Origin of the sequence: Nonomuraea pusilla (assembly GCF_900109355.1) — a bacterium.
Classification (GTDB): domain Bacteria; phylum Actinomycetota; class Actinomycetes; order Streptosporangiales; family Streptosporangiaceae; genus Nonomuraea; species Nonomuraea pusilla.
This window is the reverse complement of record NZ_FOBF01000020.1, coordinates 79,586-99,139: the sequence shown is the minus strand read 5'-3', so window position 1 is coordinate 99,139 and position 19,554 is coordinate 79,586. Positions and strand designations below refer to the sequence as shown.

Annotated in this window: 20 protein-coding genes and 1 riboswitch; of the genes, 16 read left to right on the top strand and 4 right to left on the bottom strand. The window is 72.1% G+C overall.

Translation table 11 applies throughout. The features are described from left to right. Positions 1-97 precede the first annotated feature (97 nt). The 4 genes from BMX74_RS32660 to BMX74_RS32645 all read left to right on the top strand — a co-directional run bounded on the left by BMX74_RS32660 (position 98) and on the right by BMX74_RS32645 (position 4,378). Positions 98-817: a hypothetical protein gene (locus BMX74_RS32660; RefSeq protein WP_236715113.1), complete on the top strand. Its 720-nt coding sequence runs from the start codon at positions 98-100 to the stop codon at positions 815-817. Positions 818-974: 157 nt separating this feature from the next. Further along, on the top strand, positions 975-2,519 hold the full coding sequence (locus tag BMX74_RS32655; RefSeq protein WP_055508811.1) for a sigma-70 family RNA polymerase sigma factor: 1,545 nt from the start codon (positions 975-977) through the stop codon (positions 2,517-2,519). Between the two features lie 4 nt (positions 2,520-2,523). Then, positions 2,524-3,180 (top strand): hypothetical protein, encoded by a 657-nt coding sequence (locus BMX74_RS32650; protein ID WP_091104424.1) that lies wholly within the window; start codon positions 2,524-2,526, stop codon positions 3,178-3,180. A gap of 82 nt (positions 3,181-3,262) precedes the next feature. Then, positions 3,263-4,378, top strand: coding sequence for a C40 family peptidase (locus BMX74_RS32645; RefSeq protein WP_055508815.1), 1,116 nt, complete (start codon positions 3,263-3,265; stop codon positions 4,376-4,378). Between the two features lie 45 nt (positions 4,379-4,423). On the opposite strand, the gene BMX74_RS32640 is transcribed toward BMX74_RS32645, so the two are convergent. Beyond that, positions 4,424-4,918 (bottom strand): inorganic diphosphatase, encoded by a 495-nt coding sequence (locus BMX74_RS32640; RefSeq protein WP_055508817.1) that lies wholly within the window; start codon positions 4,916-4,918, stop codon positions 4,424-4,426. Between the two features lie 86 nt (positions 4,919-5,004). On the opposite strand from BMX74_RS32640, the gene dacB reads away from it, so the two are divergent. The 11 genes from dacB to BMX74_RS32585 all read left to right on the top strand — a co-directional run bounded on the left by dacB (position 5,005) and on the right by BMX74_RS32585 (position 14,903). After that, a complete protein-coding gene (gene dacB, locus BMX74_RS32635) occupies positions 5,005-6,426 on the top strand; it encodes a D-alanyl-D-alanine carboxypeptidase/D-alanyl-D-alanine endopeptidase (protein WP_082535593.1) in 1,422 nt (473 codons plus the stop codon). 24 nt (positions 6,427-6,450) lie between these two features. Then, positions 6,451-7,527 carry a zinc-dependent metalloprotease gene (locus tag BMX74_RS32630; RefSeq protein WP_176573575.1) on the top strand — a complete coding sequence of 359 codons (1,077 nt, stop codon included), beginning with the start codon at positions 6,451-6,453 and terminating at the stop codon, positions 7,525-7,527. 265 nt (positions 7,528-7,792) lie between these two features. Further along, a complete protein-coding gene (tilS, locus tag BMX74_RS32625) occupies positions 7,793-8,785 on the top strand; it encodes a tRNA lysidine(34) synthetase TilS (protein WP_055508819.1) in 993 nt (330 codons plus the stop codon). Between the two features lie 10 nt (positions 8,786-8,795). Next, a complete protein-coding gene (hpt, locus tag BMX74_RS32620) occupies positions 8,796-9,347 on the top strand; it encodes a hypoxanthine phosphoribosyltransferase (protein WP_055508821.1) in 552 nt (183 codons plus the stop codon). A 239-nt stretch (positions 9,348-9,586) separates the two neighbouring features. Then, on the top strand, positions 9,587-11,581 hold the full coding sequence (gene ftsH / locus BMX74_RS32615) for an ATP-dependent zinc metalloprotease FtsH (RefSeq protein WP_055508823.1): 1,995 nt from the start codon (positions 9,587-9,589) through the stop codon (positions 11,579-11,581). Then, positions 11,578-12,171, top strand: a complete 594-nt coding sequence (gene folE, locus BMX74_RS32610) for a GTP cyclohydrolase I FolE (RefSeq protein WP_055508825.1) — start codon at positions 11,578-11,580, stop codon at positions 12,169-12,171. Before ftsH ends, folE begins: the two co-directional genes overlap by 4 nt. A gap of 118 nt (positions 12,172-12,289) precedes the next feature. After that, positions 12,290-13,147, top strand: coding sequence for a dihydropteroate synthase (gene folP, locus BMX74_RS32605; RefSeq protein WP_055508828.1), 858 nt, complete (start codon positions 12,290-12,292; stop codon positions 13,145-13,147). Further along, positions 13,144-13,590 carry a nuclear transport factor 2 family protein gene (locus tag BMX74_RS32600; RefSeq protein WP_055508829.1) on the top strand — a complete coding sequence of 149 codons (447 nt, stop codon included), beginning with the start codon at positions 13,144-13,146 and terminating at the stop codon, positions 13,588-13,590. The genes folP and BMX74_RS32600 overlap by 4 nt, the downstream gene beginning before the upstream one ends. Beyond that, complete coding sequence (gene folB, locus BMX74_RS32595) at positions 13,580-13,945, top strand: dihydroneopterin aldolase (RefSeq protein ID WP_055508831.1); 366 nt, start codon at positions 13,580-13,582, stop codon at positions 13,943-13,945. The genes BMX74_RS32600 and folB overlap by 11 nt, the downstream gene beginning before the upstream one ends. Further along, positions 13,942-14,448 (top strand): 2-amino-4-hydroxy-6-hydroxymethyldihydropteridine diphosphokinase, encoded by a 507-nt coding sequence (folK, locus tag BMX74_RS32590; RefSeq protein ID WP_055508833.1) that lies wholly within the window; start codon positions 13,942-13,944, stop codon positions 14,446-14,448. The genes folB and folK overlap by 4 nt, the downstream gene beginning before the upstream one ends. After that, a complete protein-coding gene (locus BMX74_RS32585) occupies positions 14,445-14,903 on the top strand; it encodes a DUF3180 domain-containing protein (protein WP_055508835.1) in 459 nt (152 codons plus the stop codon). Before folK ends, BMX74_RS32585 begins: the two co-directional genes overlap by 4 nt. Before the next feature lie 6 nt (positions 14,904-14,909). Here the strand turns inward: BMX74_RS32585 and BMX74_RS32580 are convergent, their stop codons facing one another. Together BMX74_RS32580 and BMX74_RS32575 are read right to left on the bottom strand one after the other, a co-directional pair. Then, the gene (locus BMX74_RS32580) at positions 14,910-15,989 is read right to left on the bottom strand and encodes an acyltransferase family protein (RefSeq protein WP_218154119.1); all 1,080 of its coding nucleotides are present in this window, start codon (positions 15,987-15,989) and stop codon (positions 14,910-14,912) included. Continuing rightward, positions 15,986-17,131: an NADH-quinone oxidoreductase subunit D gene (locus BMX74_RS32575; RefSeq protein WP_055508839.1), complete on the bottom strand. Its 1,146-nt coding sequence runs from the start codon at positions 17,129-17,131 to the stop codon at positions 15,986-15,988. Before BMX74_RS32575 ends, BMX74_RS32580 begins: the two co-directional genes overlap by 4 nt. 123 nt (positions 17,132-17,254) lie before the next feature. Between BMX74_RS32575 and BMX74_RS45130 the strand changes: the two genes are divergently transcribed. After that, positions 17,255-18,001 carry a DoxX family protein gene (locus BMX74_RS45130; RefSeq protein ID WP_218154118.1) on the top strand — a complete coding sequence of 249 codons (747 nt, stop codon included), beginning with the start codon at positions 17,255-17,257 and terminating at the stop codon, positions 17,999-18,001. Between the two features lie 25 nt (positions 18,002-18,026). On the opposite strand, the gene BMX74_RS32565 is transcribed toward BMX74_RS45130, so the two are convergent. After that, the gene (locus BMX74_RS32565; protein ID WP_055508841.1) at positions 18,027-19,331 is read right to left on the bottom strand and encodes an aminotransferase class V-fold PLP-dependent enzyme; all 1,305 of its coding nucleotides are present in this window, start codon (positions 19,329-19,331) and stop codon (positions 18,027-18,029) included. A gap of 42 nt (positions 19,332-19,373) precedes the next feature. Next, a riboswitch (SAM riboswitch) is annotated at positions 19,374-19,489 on the bottom strand. Positions 19,490-19,554: the final 65 nt, after the last annotated feature.

Sequence of the window (19,554 nt, the reverse complement as noted above, 5' to 3'; positions counted from 1 at the left end):
CAAAGTGATCCCGCCTAGCCGAACCGTCAGCCTCCTCGCACTCGGGGCGATCTGCCTCGCCGGCTGCCTCACCGGGTGCTCAGAGGAGCCCAAGCCGGTGCAACAGCTCAAGCCGCTCACGCTCAAGGAGCAGGTGTCGAACATCGTCAAGTCGTCGGACGGGTACGCCGTCACCTGGGCGGGCGTGCTGAGCAACGCCAACCCGTGGCACTTCGGCGAGCACGTCGTGGCGACGGTCGTGGGCCGCGACGCCTCGGGCGCCGAGGTGGTGAGGATGGAGCAGCCGCTCGACGCGGTGCCGCCGGGCGGCACGCTGCCGTTCACGGGGCAGGCGAGCGCCACCGGGAAGCCGGCGAGCGTGACGATCACCTACCGGCCGGCGCGGTGGCGGCAGGCGGCCAGGATCCCTTCGGCGTTCCAGCAGTTCCCCATCTCCCGCGTACAGACAATGCGCCAAAAAGACGGCTCATATCTCATTACGGGATATGTGGGGAATCCGTACAAACTCGCGGCGAGCACGCTCGTCGTGAGCGCCCTGCTGCGCGACGCCGCGGGCAAACTGCTGGGCGGCGGCAGCGCCTTCGTGGACGACGTGAAGACGAGCAGCCTGCCCAGGTTCATCCTCACGGTGGCGGGGCTGCCGCGGACGTCCAAGGTGGCGAAGACCGAGGTCACGGCGCGGACGTGGGGCTCGACCGGGCGGCCGTACGAGGATCTGGCCCTGGGCGGCGCCGTGCCGGTGCACACCGTCAAGCCGCGCACGCGGCCGTTCGACGTGGACCGCGGCAGCCAGGCGATGTCCGAACTGAAACCGTAATTCCCCGCACCGTTCTCTGACAGCGGGGTTTATTGAAATGTCGGGATAAAGCGGCTCGGCCGCCCTTCGGGGCCCCGCACGAGCCGCTTCCGACTCGCTCAGTCATTGGCGCGGAATCGGTAGAACTGCCAGTTACTAATCCATTACCTTCGGTCACATGAATGACCACGCTCTGGTCGAGGCACTCCGCGCCCGCGATCCGGCAGCCCTCGGCGCCCTCTACGACGGGCACGCCGAGAGCGTCTACCGATACTGCTGGTCCCTTCTCCTCAACTCCGAGAGCGCCCAGGTGGCCCTCCGCGACACGCTGATCGCGGCCGAGGCCCACGCGGCGGCGCTCGCCGATCCCGACCGGCTGCGTCCCTGGCTGCTGGCGCTCGCGCGCGGCGAGTGCGTGCGCCGCCGCCTGGCCGCGCCGCCGGGCGCCGACGAGCCGCCCGCGGAGGCGCCGCCGCTCGACGACCCCGCCGACGCCGACCTGCGCGTCATGGCGTGGAACGCGGTCATGGGCCTGCCCGCGGCCGACCGCGAGGTGCTGGAGCTCACCGCCGCGCAGGATCTGCCCGTCCGGGAGCTGTCGCAGGTGCTCGGCCTGTCCGCGCGGCAGGTCGAGGAGGCGCAGGAGGCCGCCCGCGAGCGGCTGCGCGACGCCGTCACCGCCGAGGTGCTGGCCGGCAAGGGCCCCTACGACTGCCCGCGCCGCGCCCGCATCCTCACCGGCTTCTCCGGCCGGATGACGCCCGAGATGCGCGAGCAGCTGGTCAGGCATCTGGCCAGGTGCGAGGTCTGCGCGCCGCACCGGGGCCGCCAGGTCTCCACGGCGAAGGTCTTCGAGCTGCTGCCGCCCGTCACGCCGCCCGACGCGCTGCGGGTCAGGGTCATGAGCTGCTTCGCCGATCCCGAACTGCTGCCCTACCGCGGGTACGTCGCCAGGCGCGCGGGGGCGCTCGACCCCGCCGGATTTCCCGTTCCCGCCGGCAGGCCGGGTCACCGGTGGCCTCAGGCGGTGGCGGGCGCGCTGGCGGCGGTCGCGACCGTGGTGGCGATAGCGTTCGTCTTCCAGCAGTTCGGCAGGGAGCCGGGCGGCCTGTCGGCGGTCGCCACGGCCGCGTTCCCGCCGTCGGGTGAGCAGCCGGCGCTGCCGCTGCCCTGGCGTCCCGGCTCCTCGCCCGCCCCCGCGCTCGCGGAACCCGAGCTCAACAGCACCGGCACCCGCCCCATCGGCCTCGTCCAGGGCACGCCGCCCGCGGGGCAGCCGGCGCCGGTGGCCTCGCCGCAGGTGCCGCCCCCGGGCGTGCCGTCGCCTCCCGCGTCACGGCCCGCCACCCCGGGCGGCCCCGGCGGCCAGCAGCCGCCCGGCGACGCTCCCGGCCAGGGGCCCGGGGGGCCTGGGCCGTCCGTCCAGCCCGGCGAGCCGCCGCCGCGGCCCGGCGGCAGGCCCACGAAGACGCCCTGCCCCACGAAGACCCCCACCAGGACCCCACCGCCGTCCCCGCCCACGAAGCCCGCCACACCCACCCCGACGAAGACGGCCACGCCCACCGGCGGCCCCACGGGCACCCCCACCGGCGGTCCCACCGGCACCCCCACCGGCACCCCCACCGCGACGCCCACCCAGGAGCCGCAGTCCGGCACGCCCTCGTCCTCCCCGACGGCCACGCAGCAGCCTACGGCCACCTCCGCCCCGGTCCAGAGCGGCTGAGCCCGTGGAGGCGTACGAGCTGCGCGACGACCCCCACCTCGGCACGCGGGTCTGCCCGCTCCCCGTCCCCCGGGAGCTGGGCGACCTCGTCGAGCGGGGGCATCGCGTGTCCTGGCCGGTGTGGCTCGACCGGGGCCCCCGCATGCTGCGCCACCTGCTCGACCTGTGCCGCCTGCGCACCGCGCGCGGCCTCGCGGTGCTGTCGTGGCTGGCCGCGGGCGAGGCCCCCGAGGAGCTCGGCTGGCTCTGGGACCCCCGCCGCCTGTCCGGGCCCCGCCAGGAACGCATGTACACCGCCGCCGCCGACGTCCCCGACCCCGTGCTCGACCTCGTCCTCGCCAACTGGACGTGGGCGCTCGACACCTGCCACGGCGGCCGCGTCGCCGCCCCCTACCTGGCCGCCACCGCCTACCCGCGCGACGGACACGCGGCGGCGGGCGCGGCGATGACGCTGTTCCAGACCTACGACAGGCAGCCGGAGTCGCGGGCCGCGCTCGCCGCCGCCTGGGCCGCCGGCAAGGTGGGCGCCGACTGGTGCAGGGCCGCCGAGCTGCGCGAGGCGTACGGCACCCAGGCGCCCGTCTTCACCTACCCCCGGGCCGGCGCGCCGCCGGCCGTGGGGCTGCGCCCCTGGATCGAACGCCTCTTCCGCCTGCGCTGACCCCTCACGTTACGTGAGTGAATTGCCGGGAATCATGTGCATGGAGTTACTGCTGTTCCACGCGCTGTAGCAAGGGGGACTCATGCGCTCGATCACGGCAGGGCTCGTCGCGGGCTGCCTCGTCGCCGCCCTGTGCCCGCCCGTCCACGCCGACCGCGTGCCGACCCGCCGCGACGTGGTCAAGGCGCGCGAGACCGTACGGGAACGGTCCCAACGGCTGGGGGTGGCGAGCGCCCGGCTGGTCCACGCGCAGTCGCGGCTCGACGACCTGACGGCCCGGGTCGAGCGGCTGGTCGAGGCGTACAACGGGGAGCAGGTCGCGCTGCGGCGGGCCGAGGAGGAGTACGCGCTGGCCAAGGGGCGCCTGGCCGCGGCCGACGCCGAGGTGGAGCAGGCGCGGCAGGGCGTGGCGGCGCTGGCGGTGGAGGCGTACGGCGGGATGGCGCTGGTGCGCTCGGTGATGGGGCTGCTGCCCGGGCAGGACGGCTCCGGCGACTACCTGTACCAGTCGAGCCTGCTGCAGCAGGTCGGCGACGAGCAGGGCGAGGTGCTGCAGCGGATGCGCGACACGCAGGAGGTGGCCGCCATCCTGCGCACGCAGGCGGCCAACGCCTACGCGGCCAGGCAGGCCGCCGCCGAGCGCGCAGGGCAGGCCAAGGCCGCCGCGCAGGCCGCCGTCGAGTCGCAGCGCGGCGAGACGAAGGAGCTGCGGGCCCGCAGGCACGAGCTCCAGGAGCGGGTGGACGCCGCCCGCGGCCGCGCCCAGCTCCTGGCCAGGCAGCGCGCCGAGGCCCTGCCGCGCATCGCGCTCGCCAAGGGCAGCAGCATGGGCGACGTCGCGGCGAACTGGGCGCTCACGCAGCTCGGCAAGCCGTACGTGTGGGCGGCCGACGGCCCCGACACCTACGACTGCTCGGGCCTGACGATGCGGGCGTGGGAGCAGGCCGGGGTGCCGCTCGACCACTGGACGGGCACCCAGTGGACGGCGGGCCCGCACGTGCCGCTCGACCAGCTCCAGCGCGGCGACCTGCTCTTCTTCGGCTACGTCAGCAGCGACCCCGGGACGATCCACCACGTCGGCATCTACGTCGGGCGCGGCCTGATGGTGCACGCGCCGCAGACGGGCGACGTGGTGCGGGTCGCCTCGATCTGGCGGGGGGACCTGGTGGGGGCCACCAGGCCCGCTGACCCGCTGTGACCGGCGGGGAGCCGGTCGGTCGCGCGGTGACCGGCGGGGAGCCGGTCAGTGGTGGTGACCGGCGGCCTTGGCCCGCTCGAAGGAGCGCTCGATCTCGGCCTCGGCCTCGACGCGGCCCACCCAGTTGGCGCCCTCGACCGACTTGCCGGGTTCGAGGTCCTTGTAGACCTCGAAGAAGTGCTGGATCTCCAGCCGGTCGAACTCGGACACGTGGTGGATGTCCTGGATGTGGTGCATGCGCGGGTCGGTGGACGGCACGCAGAGGACCTTGTCGTCGCCGCCCTTCTCGTCGGTCATGCGGAACATGCCGACGGCGCGGCAGGTGATGTAGCAGCCGGGGAACGTCGGCTCCTGCAGCAGCACCAGCGCGTCGAGGGGGTCGCCGTCCTCACCGAGGGTGTTCTCGATGAAGCCGTAGTCGGCGGGGTACTGCGTGGAGGTGAACAGAAGCCGGTCGAGGCGAATCTTGCCGGTTTCATGGTCCACTTCGTACTTGTTCCGTTGCCCCTTGGGAATCTCAACGACAACGTCGAACTCCACCGCGGTTCCTCCGCTCAAGCCCCCCGGGTACCCCCGGATGGGCGTTAATGTCTCGTAAGCGAACTCCAGGAGAGAGGTCAGTCGACGTGGCACGGCACGAGCGGTGGGTGATGCTGACCACGCTCGCCGTGCTCCAGGTGCTGACGATCGTCACCGGCATCTACGCGGTGACCAGCGACTTCAGCCTGGGCGCGCTGACGAGGCAGTCTCCACCGGCCGGTCGGACCGCGTCTCCCAAGGAGCCTTCCCCCGTCCCCGTGGTCACCTCGGGGCCTGTGCTGGCCCAGCTGTCGGCGAAGTCCGGGGACGGACCTCTCCCGACTAAGGGTACTTTGACGCAGCAGCTCACCGACGCGCTGGGGGACGACGCCCTGGGGGACCACGTCGGCGCCGTCGTGCTCGACGCCTCCACCGGGGAGCGGATCTTCGCCTCCAACGCCGACGCCGGCATCGTCCCCGCCTCCACCACCAAGGTCATCACCACGGCCGCCGCGCTCGCCTCGCTCGGGCCCGACACCAAGCTCGCCACCCGCGTCGTCCAGGGCACGGCCCCCGGCGCGGTGATCCTCGTCGGCGGCGGCGACCCGCTGCTCGCCGGCCCGTCGGCCAAGCAGACCTCGTACCCGAAGCAGGCGTCGCTCGCCACGCTCGCGGCGCGCACCGCCGCCGCGCTGAAGGCGAAGGGCGTGAAGAAGGTCACCCTCTCGTACGACGACTCGCTGTTCACCGGCACCCCGATCTGCCCCGGCTGGAAGCCCGGCTACATCCCCGACGGCGAGGTGGCCCCCGTGCACGCCCTGGCGATGGACGAGGGCAGGCGGACGCCGGGGCAGCGGCAGCCGCGCGTGCCCGACCCGGCCGCCTACGCCGCCACCGCCTTCGCCCGCCTGCTGGCCAAGCAGGGCCTCTCGGTGTCGAGGACCGTGAAGGAGACCACGGCCCCCGCCGGAGCCGCCGAACTGGCCAGGGTCGAGTCCGCCCCCGTGTACGCCCTGGTCGAGCACACGCTGACGTTCAGCGACAACGACCTCGCCGAGGCGCTCGCCCGGCACATCGCCATCAAGGAGGGGCAGCCCGCGTCCTTCGACGGCGCGTCCAAGGCGGTGCTCGCGGTGCTCGCCCGGCTGGGCGTGACGAAGGGCGTGCTGGTGACCGACGGCAGCGGGCTGTCCATCCGCAACCGCATCAGCGCCGAGGCGATGGCCAGGGTCATCGCGATCGCGAGCTCGCCCGCGCACCCCGAGCTGCGCGCCGTCGCGTCCGGCATGCCGATCGCCGGATTCTCCGGCACGCTGGGCAACGGCAGGCGCTTCGTCGGCGCCGACAGCAGGCCGCAGGTGGGGCTGGTACGCGCCAAGACCGGCACGCTCAACAACGTCAACACCCTGGCGGGCCTGGCCACCGCGAAGGACGGCAGGCTGCTCACGTTCGCCTTCCTGGCCGACGCCGTGCCGGTGACCGCCGAACCCGTGCTGGACAGGCTCGCGGCCATCGTCGCGCGGTCTTGAGGAGAACAACGTACGGTGGACGGTATGCAGGTGATCGACTGGGATCTGGCCGTCACGACCGGCACGCGCCTGGTGCGCCCCGGTCCTCAGGTGAGCCGGGAGGAGGCCAGGCAGGCCGTCACCGAACTCCGCACGCTGTCGCGTGAGGCCGAGGGCCACGTGCGCGAGTTCACCAAGATCCACACGGAGGCGGCGCCGCAGCCGGCGACCATCGTCGACAGGCCCGGCTGGATCAAGGCCAACGTCGAGGGCTTCCGCGTCGTGCTCGAACCCCTCACCCAGCGCATGGCGAGCGGCCCCAACGTGCCTCCCGCCCTCGTCGCGGCCGTCGGTTCGCGCATCACGGGGGTCGAGGTCGGGGCGGTGCTGGCCTTCCTCGCCTCGCGCGTCCTCGGCCAGTACGAGCTGTTCCTGCCGCCCGACCCGACGGGCCTGGAGGCGACGGGGCGCCTGACTCTGGTGGCGCCCAACATCGTCCACGCCGAGCGCGAGATGGCCGTCGACCCGCACGACTTCCGGCTGTGGGTGTGCCTGCACGAGGAGACGCACCGCGTGCAGTTCACGGGCGTGCCGTGGCTGCGCGAGTACGTCCGCTCGCAGATGACCGAGTTCCTGCTCGCGTCCGACCTCGACCTGCCCACGCTGATCGAGCGGCTGCGCGGCGCCGCCGACACGGTGGCCGACGTGGTCCGCGGCGGCGAGGGCAACCTGATCGACGCGATCCAGTCCCCGGCGCAGAAGGCGATCCTCGACCGGCTCACCGCCGTGATGACCCTGGTCGAGGGGCACGGCGACTACGTGATGGACGCGGTCGGCCCGTCGGTGGTGCCGTCGGTGGCCGACATCCGCGCCAAGTTCGCGCAGCGCCGCGAGGGCGGCTCCCGTCTCGACCGCACGATCCGCCGCCTGCTCGGCATCGACCTGAAGATGAAGCAGTACGCGGAGGGGTCGGCGTTCGTCCGCACGGTGGTCGGCCGGGTCGGCATCGACGGCTTCAACAAGGTCTGGACGTCTGCCGAGACGCTGCCCACGACCGCCGAGATCTCCGACCCGGGCGCCTGGATCGACCGCGTGACCGGCACCCCGGCCCTCCCCGCCTGAGCCCGGCGGCGGGCCCCACCGCTCCCCGCCCGGGCGGGCCCACGGCTCAGCCGCTTCAGGGCCTGAGCCCTGACCTGGGCGGCGGCGACGCGTCCCGCCTGAGCCCCGGCCCGGGCGGCGGTGGGGGACCGCTCCCGGTCTGAGCCTGGATCTGGGCGGCTGTCGGCGACCGCTCCTGGTCTGAGCCTCCACCTGGGCGGCTGTCGGCGACCGGTTCCCGGTTGAGAGCGGCCGTGGCGGGGGCGGGAGCGGCGAGAATGGCTGGGTGGGTCCGCATCCAGCCGTAGCCGACGTCCGCAGGGCCGTGCGCGAGTCGCTCGCCGATCTCGGTCGCGGCGCGCTCGTCCTCGCCGCGTGCAGCGGCGGCGCCGACTCGCTCGCGCTGGCGGCCGCGCTGGGGTTCGTCGCGCCGAGGGCGGGCCTGCGCGCCGGGCTGCTCACCGTCGACCACGGCCTGCAGGAGGGCTCGCGCGAACGGGCCGCGCGGGTGGCGGCGCTCGCCCCCGGGCTGGGCCTGGACGTCGCCGAGGTGCTCGCCGTCACGGTCGGCACGGCGGGCGGCCCCGAGGCGGCGGCGAGGGAGGCGCGCTACGCGGCGCTGGGCGAGGCGGCCGACCGGCTCGGCGCGGCGGCGGTGCTGCTCGGCCACACCAGGGACGACCAGGCGGAGACCGTGCTGCTGGGCCTGGCGAGGGGCAGCGGGCCCCGGTCGCTGTCGGGCATGGCGCCCGTCGCGGGCCGCTACCGCAGGCCCTTCCTCGACCTGCCGAGGAGCACGACCGTGGCGGCGTGCCGGGCGCTCGGGCTCGACCCGTGGGACGACCCGCACAACGACGACCCCCGCTTCACCCGGGTGCGGGTGCGCAGGCGGGTGCTGCCGGTGCTGGAGGAGGAGCTCGGGCCAGGGGTGGCGGAGGCGCTCGCGAGGACGGCGAGGCTCGCCAGGGAGGACGCCGACGCCCTCGACGGATGGGCGGAGTCGGCGTACCGGAATTGCGCTCTTAGCGATATCCCGGAGAAGGTGACCCTGTCCGTACGGGAGCTGGAGGGGCTCCCCGACGCGGTCAGGAGGAGGGTGCTGCGGCGCGCGGCCGTCGCGGCGGGAGCGCCGTCCGGGGCGCTCTCGGCCGCGCACGTGCTGGCCGTGGACCGGCTGGTGACGCACTGGCGCGGGCAGAAGGCCGTGGACCTCCCCGGGGGACTGTCCGCCCTGCGGCGATATGGCACCCTGATACTCGCCATCAGTCCCATCGCGTAAGGAACCACAGGTGGACGCTGCCGACATGGGCCGGGACCTGGAGAAGGTCCTCATTCCCGAGGACGAGCTCCAGGCCAAGATCAAAGAGCTTGCCGGGCGCATCGACGAGGACTACGCGGGCAAGGACCTCCTGCTCGTCGGCGTGCTGAAGGGGGCGGTCATGGTCATGGCCGACCTGGCCAGAGCGCTGCGGGTGCCCGTGCAGATGGACTGGATGGCGGTGTCGTCGTACGGGGCGGGCACCAGGTCGTCCGGCGTCGTGCGGGTGCTGAAGGACCTCGACACCGACATCATGAACAGGCACGTCCTGATCGTCGAGGACATCATCGACTCGGGCCTGACCCTGCACTGGCTGCTGGAGAACCTGAAGTCGCGCGACCCCGCCTCGCTGGAGATCTGCACGGCGGTGCGCAAGCCCGACGCGGTCAAGGTGCCGATCGAAGTGAAATACGTCGGATTCGACATCCCCAACGAATTCGTCATCGGTTACGGCCTGGACTATGCGGAGCGTTACCGGAACCTGCCGTTCATCGGCACTCTGGCCCCTCACGTTTACAAGTAGCAATCCTGACCGTGGCGGGGAACATCGCCCACCGTGACGTACGTTGGTAGGGCAAGACCGGTTGTAGCGGGCGGTCCCTCCGCGCGCTGTGCCGGTGTACCTTCTGACTTCGGAAGGGTGACCGTGTGTCCCCTTCGGGTAGTCAGAAGTCGCGGTGTCGGATGCCGCGGCCCCGGGGCGTACCCGGGGTTCCAGGCCATGGTCAGGAAGGGACGGGCCCGCAAGGGGTTCCGCATCGGATGGATCTCAAGCGATTTACACGTGGGCCACTGCTGTGGATCCTGGGCATCGTCGTGCTGCTCCTGCTCGTCACCCAGCTTTGGAGCGGCGGTGGCAATTTCAAGCAGGCCGACACGTCCACGGTCCTTCAGCAGATTCGCACAGGAAACGTCAGCAACGCCAAGGTCGTCGACAAGGACAACCGCATCGAGCTGACGCTCACCAACCCCATTTCGGTCAAGCCAGGTGACACCCCCACGCGGATGATCCAGTCCGACTGGGTCACCGGCTACGGCGGCAAGCTGACGGACGAGCTGCAGGCCCAGGTCGAGGCCGGCAAGACGAAGAGCTTCACCACCGAGGTGCCCAAGGAGAACTTCCTGGTCAGCCTCCTGGTGAGCTTCCTGCCCTTCGTCATCATCGTGCTGTTCTTCCTGTTCATCATGAACCAGATGCAGGGCGGCGGCTCGCGGGTGATGAACTTCGGCAAGTCCAAGGCCAAGCTGATCACCAAGGACACCCCCAAGACCACCTTCGCCGACGTCGCGGGCGCCGACGAGGCCATCGAGGAGCTCCAGGAGATCAAGGAGTTCCTGCAGGCCCCGGCCAAGTTCCAGGCGATCGGCGCCAAGATCCCCAAGGGCGTGCTGCTGTACGGCCCGCCCGGCACCGGCAAGACCCTCCTGGCCCGCGCCGTCGCCGGCGAGGCCGGCGTCCCGTTCTACTCGATCTCCGGTTCCGACTTCGTCGAGATGTTCGTCGGCGTCGGCGCCTCCCGCGTGCGCGACCTGTTCGAGCAGGCGAAGGCGAACGCCCCGGCGATCATCTTCATCGACGAGATCGACGCCGTCGGCCGCCACCGCGGCGCCGGCCTGGGCGGCGGTCACGACGAGCGCGAGCAGACCCTGAACCAGCTCCTCGTCGAGATGGACGGCTTCGACGTCAAGGGCGGCGTGATCCTCATCGCCGCCACGAACCGCCCCGACATCCTCGACCCGGCGCTGCTGCGTCCCGGCCGCTTCGACCGTCAGGTCACCGTCGACCGTCCCGACCTGGAGGGCCGCAAGGGCATCCTCAAGGTCCACGGCCGCGGCAAGCCGTTCGCGCCCGACGTCGACCTCGACGTCATCGCCCGGCGCACCCCCGGCTTCACCGGCGCCGACCTGGCCAACGTGATCAACGAGGCGGCGCTGCTCACCGCGCGCGCCGACCAGAAGCTGATCACGATGGACGTCCTCGAGGAGTCGATCGACCGTGTCATGGCAGGGCCCGAGCGCAAGTCGCGGGTCATGTCCGACAAGGAGAAGAAGATGATCGCCTACCACGAGGGCGGTCACGCGCTGGTGGCGCACGCGCTGCCCAACTCCGACCCGGTCCACAAGATCACGATCCTGTCCCGCGGCCGCGCGCTCGGTTACACGATGACGCTGCCGATGGAGGACAAGTTCCTGGCCACCAGGTCCGAGATGATGGACCAGCTCGCGATGCTGCTGGGCGGCCGCGCGGCGGAGGAGCTCGTCTTCCACGAGCCCACCACCGGCGCCTCCAACGACATCGAGAAGGCCACCGCCGTCGCCCGCCGCATGGTCACCGAGTACGGCATGAGCGAGCAGCTCGGCGCCCGCAAGTTCGGCACCGGGCAGGCCGAGGTCTTCCTGGGCCGCGAGATGGGCCACGAGCGCGACTACTCCGAGAAGATCGCCTCCGCGATCGACGAGGAGGTGCGCAGGATGATCGAGACGGCGCACGACCAGGCCTGGGACATCCTGGTCGAGTACCGCGACGTGCTCGACAACCTGGTGCTGGAGCTCATGGAGAAGGAGACCCTCTCCCGCGAGCAGGTGCTGCAGATCTTCGCCCCGGTGGTGGTCAAGGAGCACCGGCCGTCCTATGCGGGCTACGGCAAGCGGCTCCCCTCCGACCGCCCGCCGATCCTGACCCCGAAGGAGCTGTCGGGCAACGGCTCGCTCACCTCGGGCCACCAGGACGCCTTCCCGTCCGGAGACGGTGCGTGACCCGGAACGACGAGGTTTTCGACCGGGTCGATCTCGGTCGCATCGAGAAGGCCGTCAGGGAGATCCTCTACGCCATCGGCGAGGACCCCGACCGTGACGGCCTCCTCGACACCCCCTCCCGGGTGGCCCGCGCGATGGCCGAGCAGTTCTCCGGCCTCGGGCAGACCCCCGAGGACGTCCTGACCAAGGTCTTCGACGTCGACCACGACGAGATGGTGCTCGTCCGCGACATCGAGGTGTACTCCACCTGCGAACACCATCTCGTGCCCTTCCACGGGGTCGCGCACGTCGGGTACATCCCGAACGAGCGCGGCCAGGTGACCGGCCTGTCCAAGCTGGCCAGGCTGGTCGACGTGTTCGCCCGCCGGCCCCAGGTGCAGGAGCGCATGACGTCGCAGATCGCCGACGCGCTCATGCGGGTCCTGGAGCCGCGCGGCGTCATCGTCGTGGTCGAGTGCGAGCACCTGTGCATGACGATGCGCGGCGTGCGCAAGCCGGGCGCCAAGACCGTCACGTCGGCGGTGCGCGGCGACTTCCGTACGAGCGACAAGACCCGGGCCGAGGCGATGGCCCTCATCCTCGGCCGCTGACCCCCGCCGATCACGGCACGACCCCGCCAGGGGAGGTTCCTCGCTGTTTGCGCACCTCGATCGGGTTACGAGGACCCGAGATGTCAAGACGTGTGGGGAAGCGCCTAGGCTTGGGCTCATGACTAGCCTGCCCATCAGCGTGCCGGGAGACGCCGACAGGTGCCTCGTCATGGGCGTGGTCAACGTGACCCCCGACTCGTTCTCCGACGGTGGCATGTGGTTCGACGAGGCGGCGGCGATACGGCACGGGCTCGACCTGGTGCGGCAGGGCGCCGACCTGGTCGACGTGGGCGGCGAGTCCACCCGCCCTGGCGCGGCCAGGGTCTCCCTGGAGGAGGAGCTGGCCAGGGTCGTCCCGGTGATCCGGGCGCTGGCCGCTGAGGGCGTGAGCGTCAGCGTCGACACGATGCGGGCCGAGGTCGCGAGGGCCGCCGTCGAGGCGGGCGCCAGGCTCGTCAACGACGTGAGCGGCGGCCTGGCCGACCCCGACATGCCCCGCGTCGTCGCCGACACCGGCGTGGCGTACGTGGTCATGCACTGGCGCGGGCACAGCCATGACATGGACAGCAGGGCGGTCTACACCGACGTGGTCGCCGAGGTGCGCGAGGAACTGGCGAAGCGGGTCGCCCTCGTGCTCGCCGAGGGCGTGGCGGAGGAGCAGATCGTGCTCGACCCCGGCCTGGGCTTCGCCAAGAACGCCGAGCACAACTGGGCGGTGCTGGCCGGCATCCCGCGCCTGGCCGAGCTGGGCTACCCGCTGCTGATCGGCGCGTCACGCAAGAGGTTCCTGGGGCGGCTGCTGGCCGCCCCCGACGGCACCCCCCGGCCGTTCAGCGGCAGCGACGACGCGACGGTGGCCGTCACCGCGCTGGCGGCGCGCGAGGGCGCCTGGTGCGTCAGGGTTCACGAGGTAGGTCCCAATGCCGATGCCGTGCGGGTGGCCGCCGCATGGAAGAGAGCCGGAGCCAGCACATGAGCGTCGACACTTCCGCCATCGAGACGGTCAACCAGGAGTTCTACACGGCCATCGAGGACGGCGACCTCGACAGGATGACCGAGATCTGGGCCGAGGACACCCCCGACGGGAAGGTCAGCTGCGTCCATCCCGGCTGGAGCCTGCTCACGGGCCGCTCCGAGGTGCTGCGGTCCTGGGCGCTGATCATGGCCAACACGACGTACATCCAGTTCGTGCTGACCGACGTCAACACCACCGTGCTGGGCGACCTCGCGGTGCTCACCTGCGTCGAGAACATCCTCACGGCCGGTGAGGAAGGTGAGGCTAGCTTCGCGGCGGGCAAGGTGGTGGCGAGCAACGTCTACGTCCGCACCGCGCAGGGCTGGCGGCTGTGGATGCACCACGGCTCCCCGGTGCTGCAGAGCGACGAGGACGAGGAGGAGGACGGCGAGCTTGAGCCTTGATCGCATCACGCTGAAGGGCCTGCGCGCCCGCGGCCGGCACGGGGTGCTCGCGGCCGAGCGGGAGCTCGGGCAGGAGTTCGTCGTGGACGTCACGCTCCACCTCGACACCGCTCCCGCCGCCGCGGGCGACGACCTGGCCAAGACCGTCCACTACGGCGAGCTGGCGCAGGCGCTCGCCGAGGTCGTCGAGGGCGAGCCGGTCCAGCTCATCGAGACGCTCGCCGAGCGCCTGGCCGACGTGTGCCTGGCCAGCGCGCTGGTCGCCAAGGCGGAGGTGAGCGTGCACAAGCCGGCGGCGCCGATCCCGCTGCCCTTCGACGACGTCGTCGTGACCATCGAGCGGAGCCGCGCATGAAAGTCGTGCTGGCACTCGGCAGCAACCTGGGCGATCGCTTCCAGACCCTGCAGGGCGCGATCGACACCCTGTTCGACGCCCCCGGGCTGGTGTTCGTCAAGGCGTCGCCGGTGTACGAGACCGACCCGGTGGGAGGGCCGCCCGGCCAGTTGCCGTACCTGAACGCGGTGGTGCTGGCGGAGACCTCCACGCTGGTGCCGCGGACGATCCTGGAGCGGGCGCTGAGCGTCGAGAACGCCTTCGGGCGGGTCCGCAAGGAGCACTGGGGCCCGCGCACCCTCGACGTGGACGTCATCGTGGTGGGCGACATCGTCAGCGACGACCCCGAGCTGACCCTGCCGCACCCGCGGGCGCACGAGCGGGCGTTCGTGCTGGTGCCGTGGTTCGAGGTCGATCCCGACGCGGTGGTGCCCGGCCACGGCCGCATCGCCGACCTGCTGGGCGGTCTCGACAGGAGCGGGGTGCGCCGCCGCGACGACCTGAAGCTGCAGAGGCCGGATTGAGGCCCACGCATCCCGGCCGGCTGACCGGCCTCGTCGTCGTGGTCGCGTTGCTCTCGTGGGCGGTCGTCCGGCAGTTCTACTCCGGCCTGCCGATCATGCCGTGGACGGCCGTCCCCACGGCGCTGCTGCTCGCCCTGGGCGAGGGGTACACCGGGTGGACGACCAGGGCCAGGATCGCCAGGAAGCCGGGCACGAAACCGGTCGAGCCGCTGGCGGTGGCCAGGCTGGCGGCGCTGGCGAAGGCGTCGGCGTACGCGGGGGCCGCGCTGGCGGGGTTCTTCGCCGGGTTCATGCTGCACACGGGGCAACTCCTCGACAGGGAGACGCCGCGTTCCGAGTTCTTCGTCGCGCTGGGGTCGTTCCTGTCGTTCGTCGTGCTCATCTGCGCGGCGCTGTACCTGGAGCACTCGTGCCGCATCCCGAAGGAGCCCGAGGAGCGCCGCGAACCCCGCTGACGGGGCTCAGGCGCGGCGGCGGCCGAAGAGGTAGATGACCGGCCAGGTGCAAAGGAGCGGGCCGACGACGGCGATCGGGCGTTCCAGCCACCATTTGAGGTCGGGCGGGATCTCGGTGCCGAGCGTGCCGAACAGCCACCACGACAGGCCGAGCGCGATCGCCATGCCGGTGGTGTGGAAGAGGAACAGCGGCAGCGCGTAGCGGTTGATGAAGGCGTTGGCGCGGGCCCAGCGCGGCCGCTCCAGCACCCGTTCCATCGACGGCCTCAGCACCTCGACCAGGCCGATCTGGAACAGCAGCAGGGCGACGATGACGAACGTCGGCGGCGCCATGTTGGACCACTTGTCGCCGGGCACGCCCACCATCGAGCCGGGGTAGATGCCCGAGTAGACCAGGCCGAACAGGGCGAAGAACCCGGTCCACAGCAGGCCCATGTCGTAGCGCCTGGGCAGGGCGACGACCCGGTCGTAGAAGAAGCCGGCCTGGTGGGCCAGCCCCCACACGACGACCATGTTGAGCCAGCCCGCCCCGCCGAGGCCGTAGCGGAACCTGACGACGTCCACGACGAGGGCGGCGCCGCCGAGCCAGACCAGGGTCAGCACGTCGTAGCGGCGGTGCAGCCACAGCGCCACGGGCAGCAGCGCGATCAGCACGAGGTAGACGCCGAGGAACCACAGCGGGCTGAGGACGAGCAGCACGACCCGCCACATCCAGTCGACGTGGAAGGTCCAGGTGACGACGGCCCCCACGGCGATCCAGACGCCCGACAGGAACAGTGCCGGCACCGCGAGCGCCCTGATGCGCCGCCACACGAACGAGCCGATGCCGACGCCGCGGGCCTGGGCCCGGTTCCACGACAGCAGGTGGACGTGGCCGCCGACGTAGAAGAACAGCGGCAGCACCTGCAGCAGCCAGGTGAGGATCCACAGGCCGGAGGTGAAGCCGAGGGGGCTGGTCGGCTCGGGCCCGCCAGGCTTCCACTGCAGGATCGTGAACGCCCAGTGCCAGACCACGACGACGACCAGGCTGAGGGCGCGCAGCCAGTCGACGTACTTGTCGCGTTCCTGCGGGGGCGGGGTGCTCACTTGTCGATGTCGCCCACGACGAAGAACATCGAGCCGAGGATGGCGATCATGTCGGCGACCAGCCGGCCGGGCAGCATCTCGCGCAGCACCTGGATGTTGCTGTAGGAGGCGGAGCGCAGCTTGAGCCGCCACGGCGTCTTGTCGCCCCTGGACACCAGGTAGTAGCCGTTGATGCCGAGCGGGTTCTCGGTCCACGCGTACGTGTGGCCCTCGGGCACCTTCAGCACCTTGGGCAGGCGCTGGTTGATCGGCCCCCTGGGCAGCGAGCGCAGCCGGTCGACGCACGCGTCGGCCAGGTCGAGCGACACCCTGAGCTGCTCGAACAGCACCTCGAACCGGGCGTGGCAGTCGCCAGCGTCGCGGGTGACGACCTTGACGGGCAGCTCGGGGTAGGCGAGGTACGGGTCGTCGCGGCGCAGGTCGATGTCCACGCCTGAGGCGCGGGCGATGGGGCCGCTGACGCCGTACTGGAGGATCTGCTCGCGGGTGAGCACGCCGACGCCCCTGGTGCGGGCGGTGAAGATCTCGTTGTGGAGGATGAGGTTCTCGATGTCGGGCACCCGGCGGCGGGTCTCGGCGACGGCCTCGGACACCCGGTCGAGCCACCCGTACGGGAGGTCCTCCTTGAGCCCGCCCACCCGGTTGAACATGTAGTGCATGCGCCCGCCGGAGATCTCCTCCATGACGGCCTGGATGCGTTCGCGCTCGTCGAAGGCGTAGAAGACGGGCGTGATCGCGCCGAGTTCGAGCGGGTACGAGCCGAGGAACATCAGGTGGCTGAGCGCCCGGTTGAGCTCGGCGAGCAGCGTGCGGGCCCAGACGGCGCGCACCGGCGGCTCCATGCCGAGCAGGCGTTCGGCGGCGAGCACGACGCCCAGCTCGTTGGCGAAGCCGGACAGCCAGTCGTGCCGGTTGGCGAGCATGATGATCTGCCGGTAGTCGCGGACCTCGAACAGCTTCTCCGCGCCCCGGTGCATGTAGCCGATGATCGGCTCGGCGGCGGTGATGCGCTCGCCGTCGAGGGTCAGCCTCAGCCTGAGCACGCCGTGTGTCGACGGGTGCTGCGGGCCGATGTTGAGGATCATGTCCTCGGTGGCCAGCTCCTTCGCGCCGGCGCCGAGCCCGACCACGCGTTCCGTCATATCAGCAATGCTGCCACCCCAGCCGAGGGTGATCCAGCGGGCGGGTAGGTCAAGGAATGGTCTGGGATCGCATTGTTAAGCCGGACAGGGGGACAAATACCGGGAACGGGGGGAGATACCACCATGAGAAGAGTCCTGTTCGACGTGGCGTCCCTGATCTCGCGGGTGACCATCGGCGTGATCTTCCTCGTCCACGGGTGGCAGAAGTGGCAGGGCGGGCTGGCCTCCACCGTCCAGGGGTTCCGGCAGATGGGCGTGCCCTTCCCCGACGCGTCGGCCGCGTTCGCCACCGTCGCCGAGAGCGTGGGCGGCATCCTCCTCATCCTGGGGCTGCTGGTCCGGCTGGCGGCGCTGGTGCTCCTGATCGACATGATCGGTGCGATCGTGTTCGTCCACGGCGGCAACGGGGTGTCGCTCAGCGGCAACGGCTGGGAGTTCGCGGGCGCGCTGGCCGCCGGGTCCCTGCTCCTGCTGGCGGTGGGCGGCGGGCGCATCGGCCTGGACGGCCTGTTCTTCGCGACGCACAGGCGGCGGGCGGAGCGCCGCGCCGCGGAGGCGGAGCTGGCCGCGTACGCCCCCGGGCGGGGCGAGCGCGGCGTGGACACCGAGCCCACCCGGCCCATGCAGCCTCCGAGCGTGCCCAGCCAGCCCGGCGCCCCCGGCCACCCGGGCCAGCCGGGCGACTCCGGTCACCCGGGCCAGCCGGGCGCCTCCGGTCGCCCGGGCCAGCCCGGCGGCCCCGGCCACCAGGGGGTTCCCGGCCAGGGGGTCATCCCCGGCCAGGGCCGGCTCAGCGACGACGACATGCGCGACATCGACGCCCTCATCTCCGACGACCCGCAGCACCCTCGCCGGCCGCCGAACCGCTAGCGCCCGCTGCTGAGGGCGGCCGCGCTCAGCGGGCCGTGGCGCGGGACACGAGGTCGCGCAGCGCGCCGATCAGCCGGTCGACGTGCTCCTCGGTGGTGCCGATGCCGACCGAGGCGCGCACCGCCGAGGCCGTGCCGTCCTCGCAGCCGCCGTCGGCCGTGCCCAGCAGGTGCCGGACGAACGGGTGCGCGCAGAACTTGCCGTCGCGCACCCCGATGCCGTACTCGCCGGACAGGGCCTCGGCCACCTCGCGCGCCGAGTACCCGGCGACGGTGAACGACACGATGCCGACGCGCGGGTGGTCGTCGCCCCACAGGGAGAGCTCGCGCACGCCCTCGATGGCGGCCAGGCCGGCGCGCAGCCGCGCGATCAGCCGCTCCTCCTCGCGGACCAGCTCGGTCCAGCCGGTGGCGGTGAGGGCGTCGCAGGCGGCGGCGAGAGCGATGGCGCCCAGCACGTTGGGGGTGCCGGCCTCGTGGCGCGGCTCGGGGTCGTCGTGCCACTCGGTGCTCTCACCCACCGCGCGCACCGCGCCCCCGCCCTTCAGGTACGGTTCGCCCTCCGCCAGCCAGTCGCGCCGCCCCACCAGCGCGCCCGCGCCGAACGGCGCGTACAGCTTGTGACCGGAGAAGGCGACGTAGTCGAGGTCGAGCGCCGTGAGGTTGAGGCTGCGGTGCGGGACGAGCTGGGCGGCGTCGACGAGGATGCGCGCGCCGTGCCGGTGCGCGATGTGCGCGAGGGCGGCGATGGGCCACAGCTCGCCCGTGACGTTGGACGCGGCGGTGACGACGAGCAGCTTGGGGCCGTCGATGGCGGCGAGCGCCTCGTCGGCGGAGCGCACGGCCTCGCCGGGGAAGGCGGGCGGCGCCAGGCGCACGGCTCGCTTCCACGGCAGGAGCGAGGCGTGGTGCTCGGTGTCGAAGACGACCACGGTGGCGTCCTCGGGCAGGCACCGGGCGAGGAGGTTGGTGGCGTCGGTGGTGTTGCGGGTGAAGATCACCGCGTCGTCGGTACGGGCGCCGACGAAGGCGCGTACGGTGTGCCTGGCCTGCTCGTACCTGGCGGTGGTGAGCTGGGAGGCGTAGCCGGCGCCGCGGTGCACGCTGGAGTAGGCCGGGAGCGCGGCGGCGACGGCCGCGCTGACCGGCTCCAGACAGGGGGCGCTGGCGGCGTAGTCGAGGTTGGCGTAGCGCACCCGCCTGCCGCCCTTGACGGGCACCTCCAGGTCGGCCCCGACGACGGCGGGGATCGGCCGGCCGGTGGAACGCGGAGCGGCGGGCTCGGCGGCGGGCCCGGCGGGGGCGGCGTTGAAGATCGTCAGAGTGGGCACGGCGAACCTCCTGGGGTCGTCGGACCCCTGGAGCAGCCACGGAGCCCGCGCTTGCCCGCCACACCTCGTGACGGACCAGGTCTTCACCCGGGGCACCCCGCCGCGGACGCGAGGGTTGCCGGCCAGCGAGCCGGGGCTTGGCGCTGGCACTCATGACCTACGAGCGGCACTATAACCGACACCCCACCGGCGATCGCAAGTCGCGAACTTCTGCGCGCCCTGG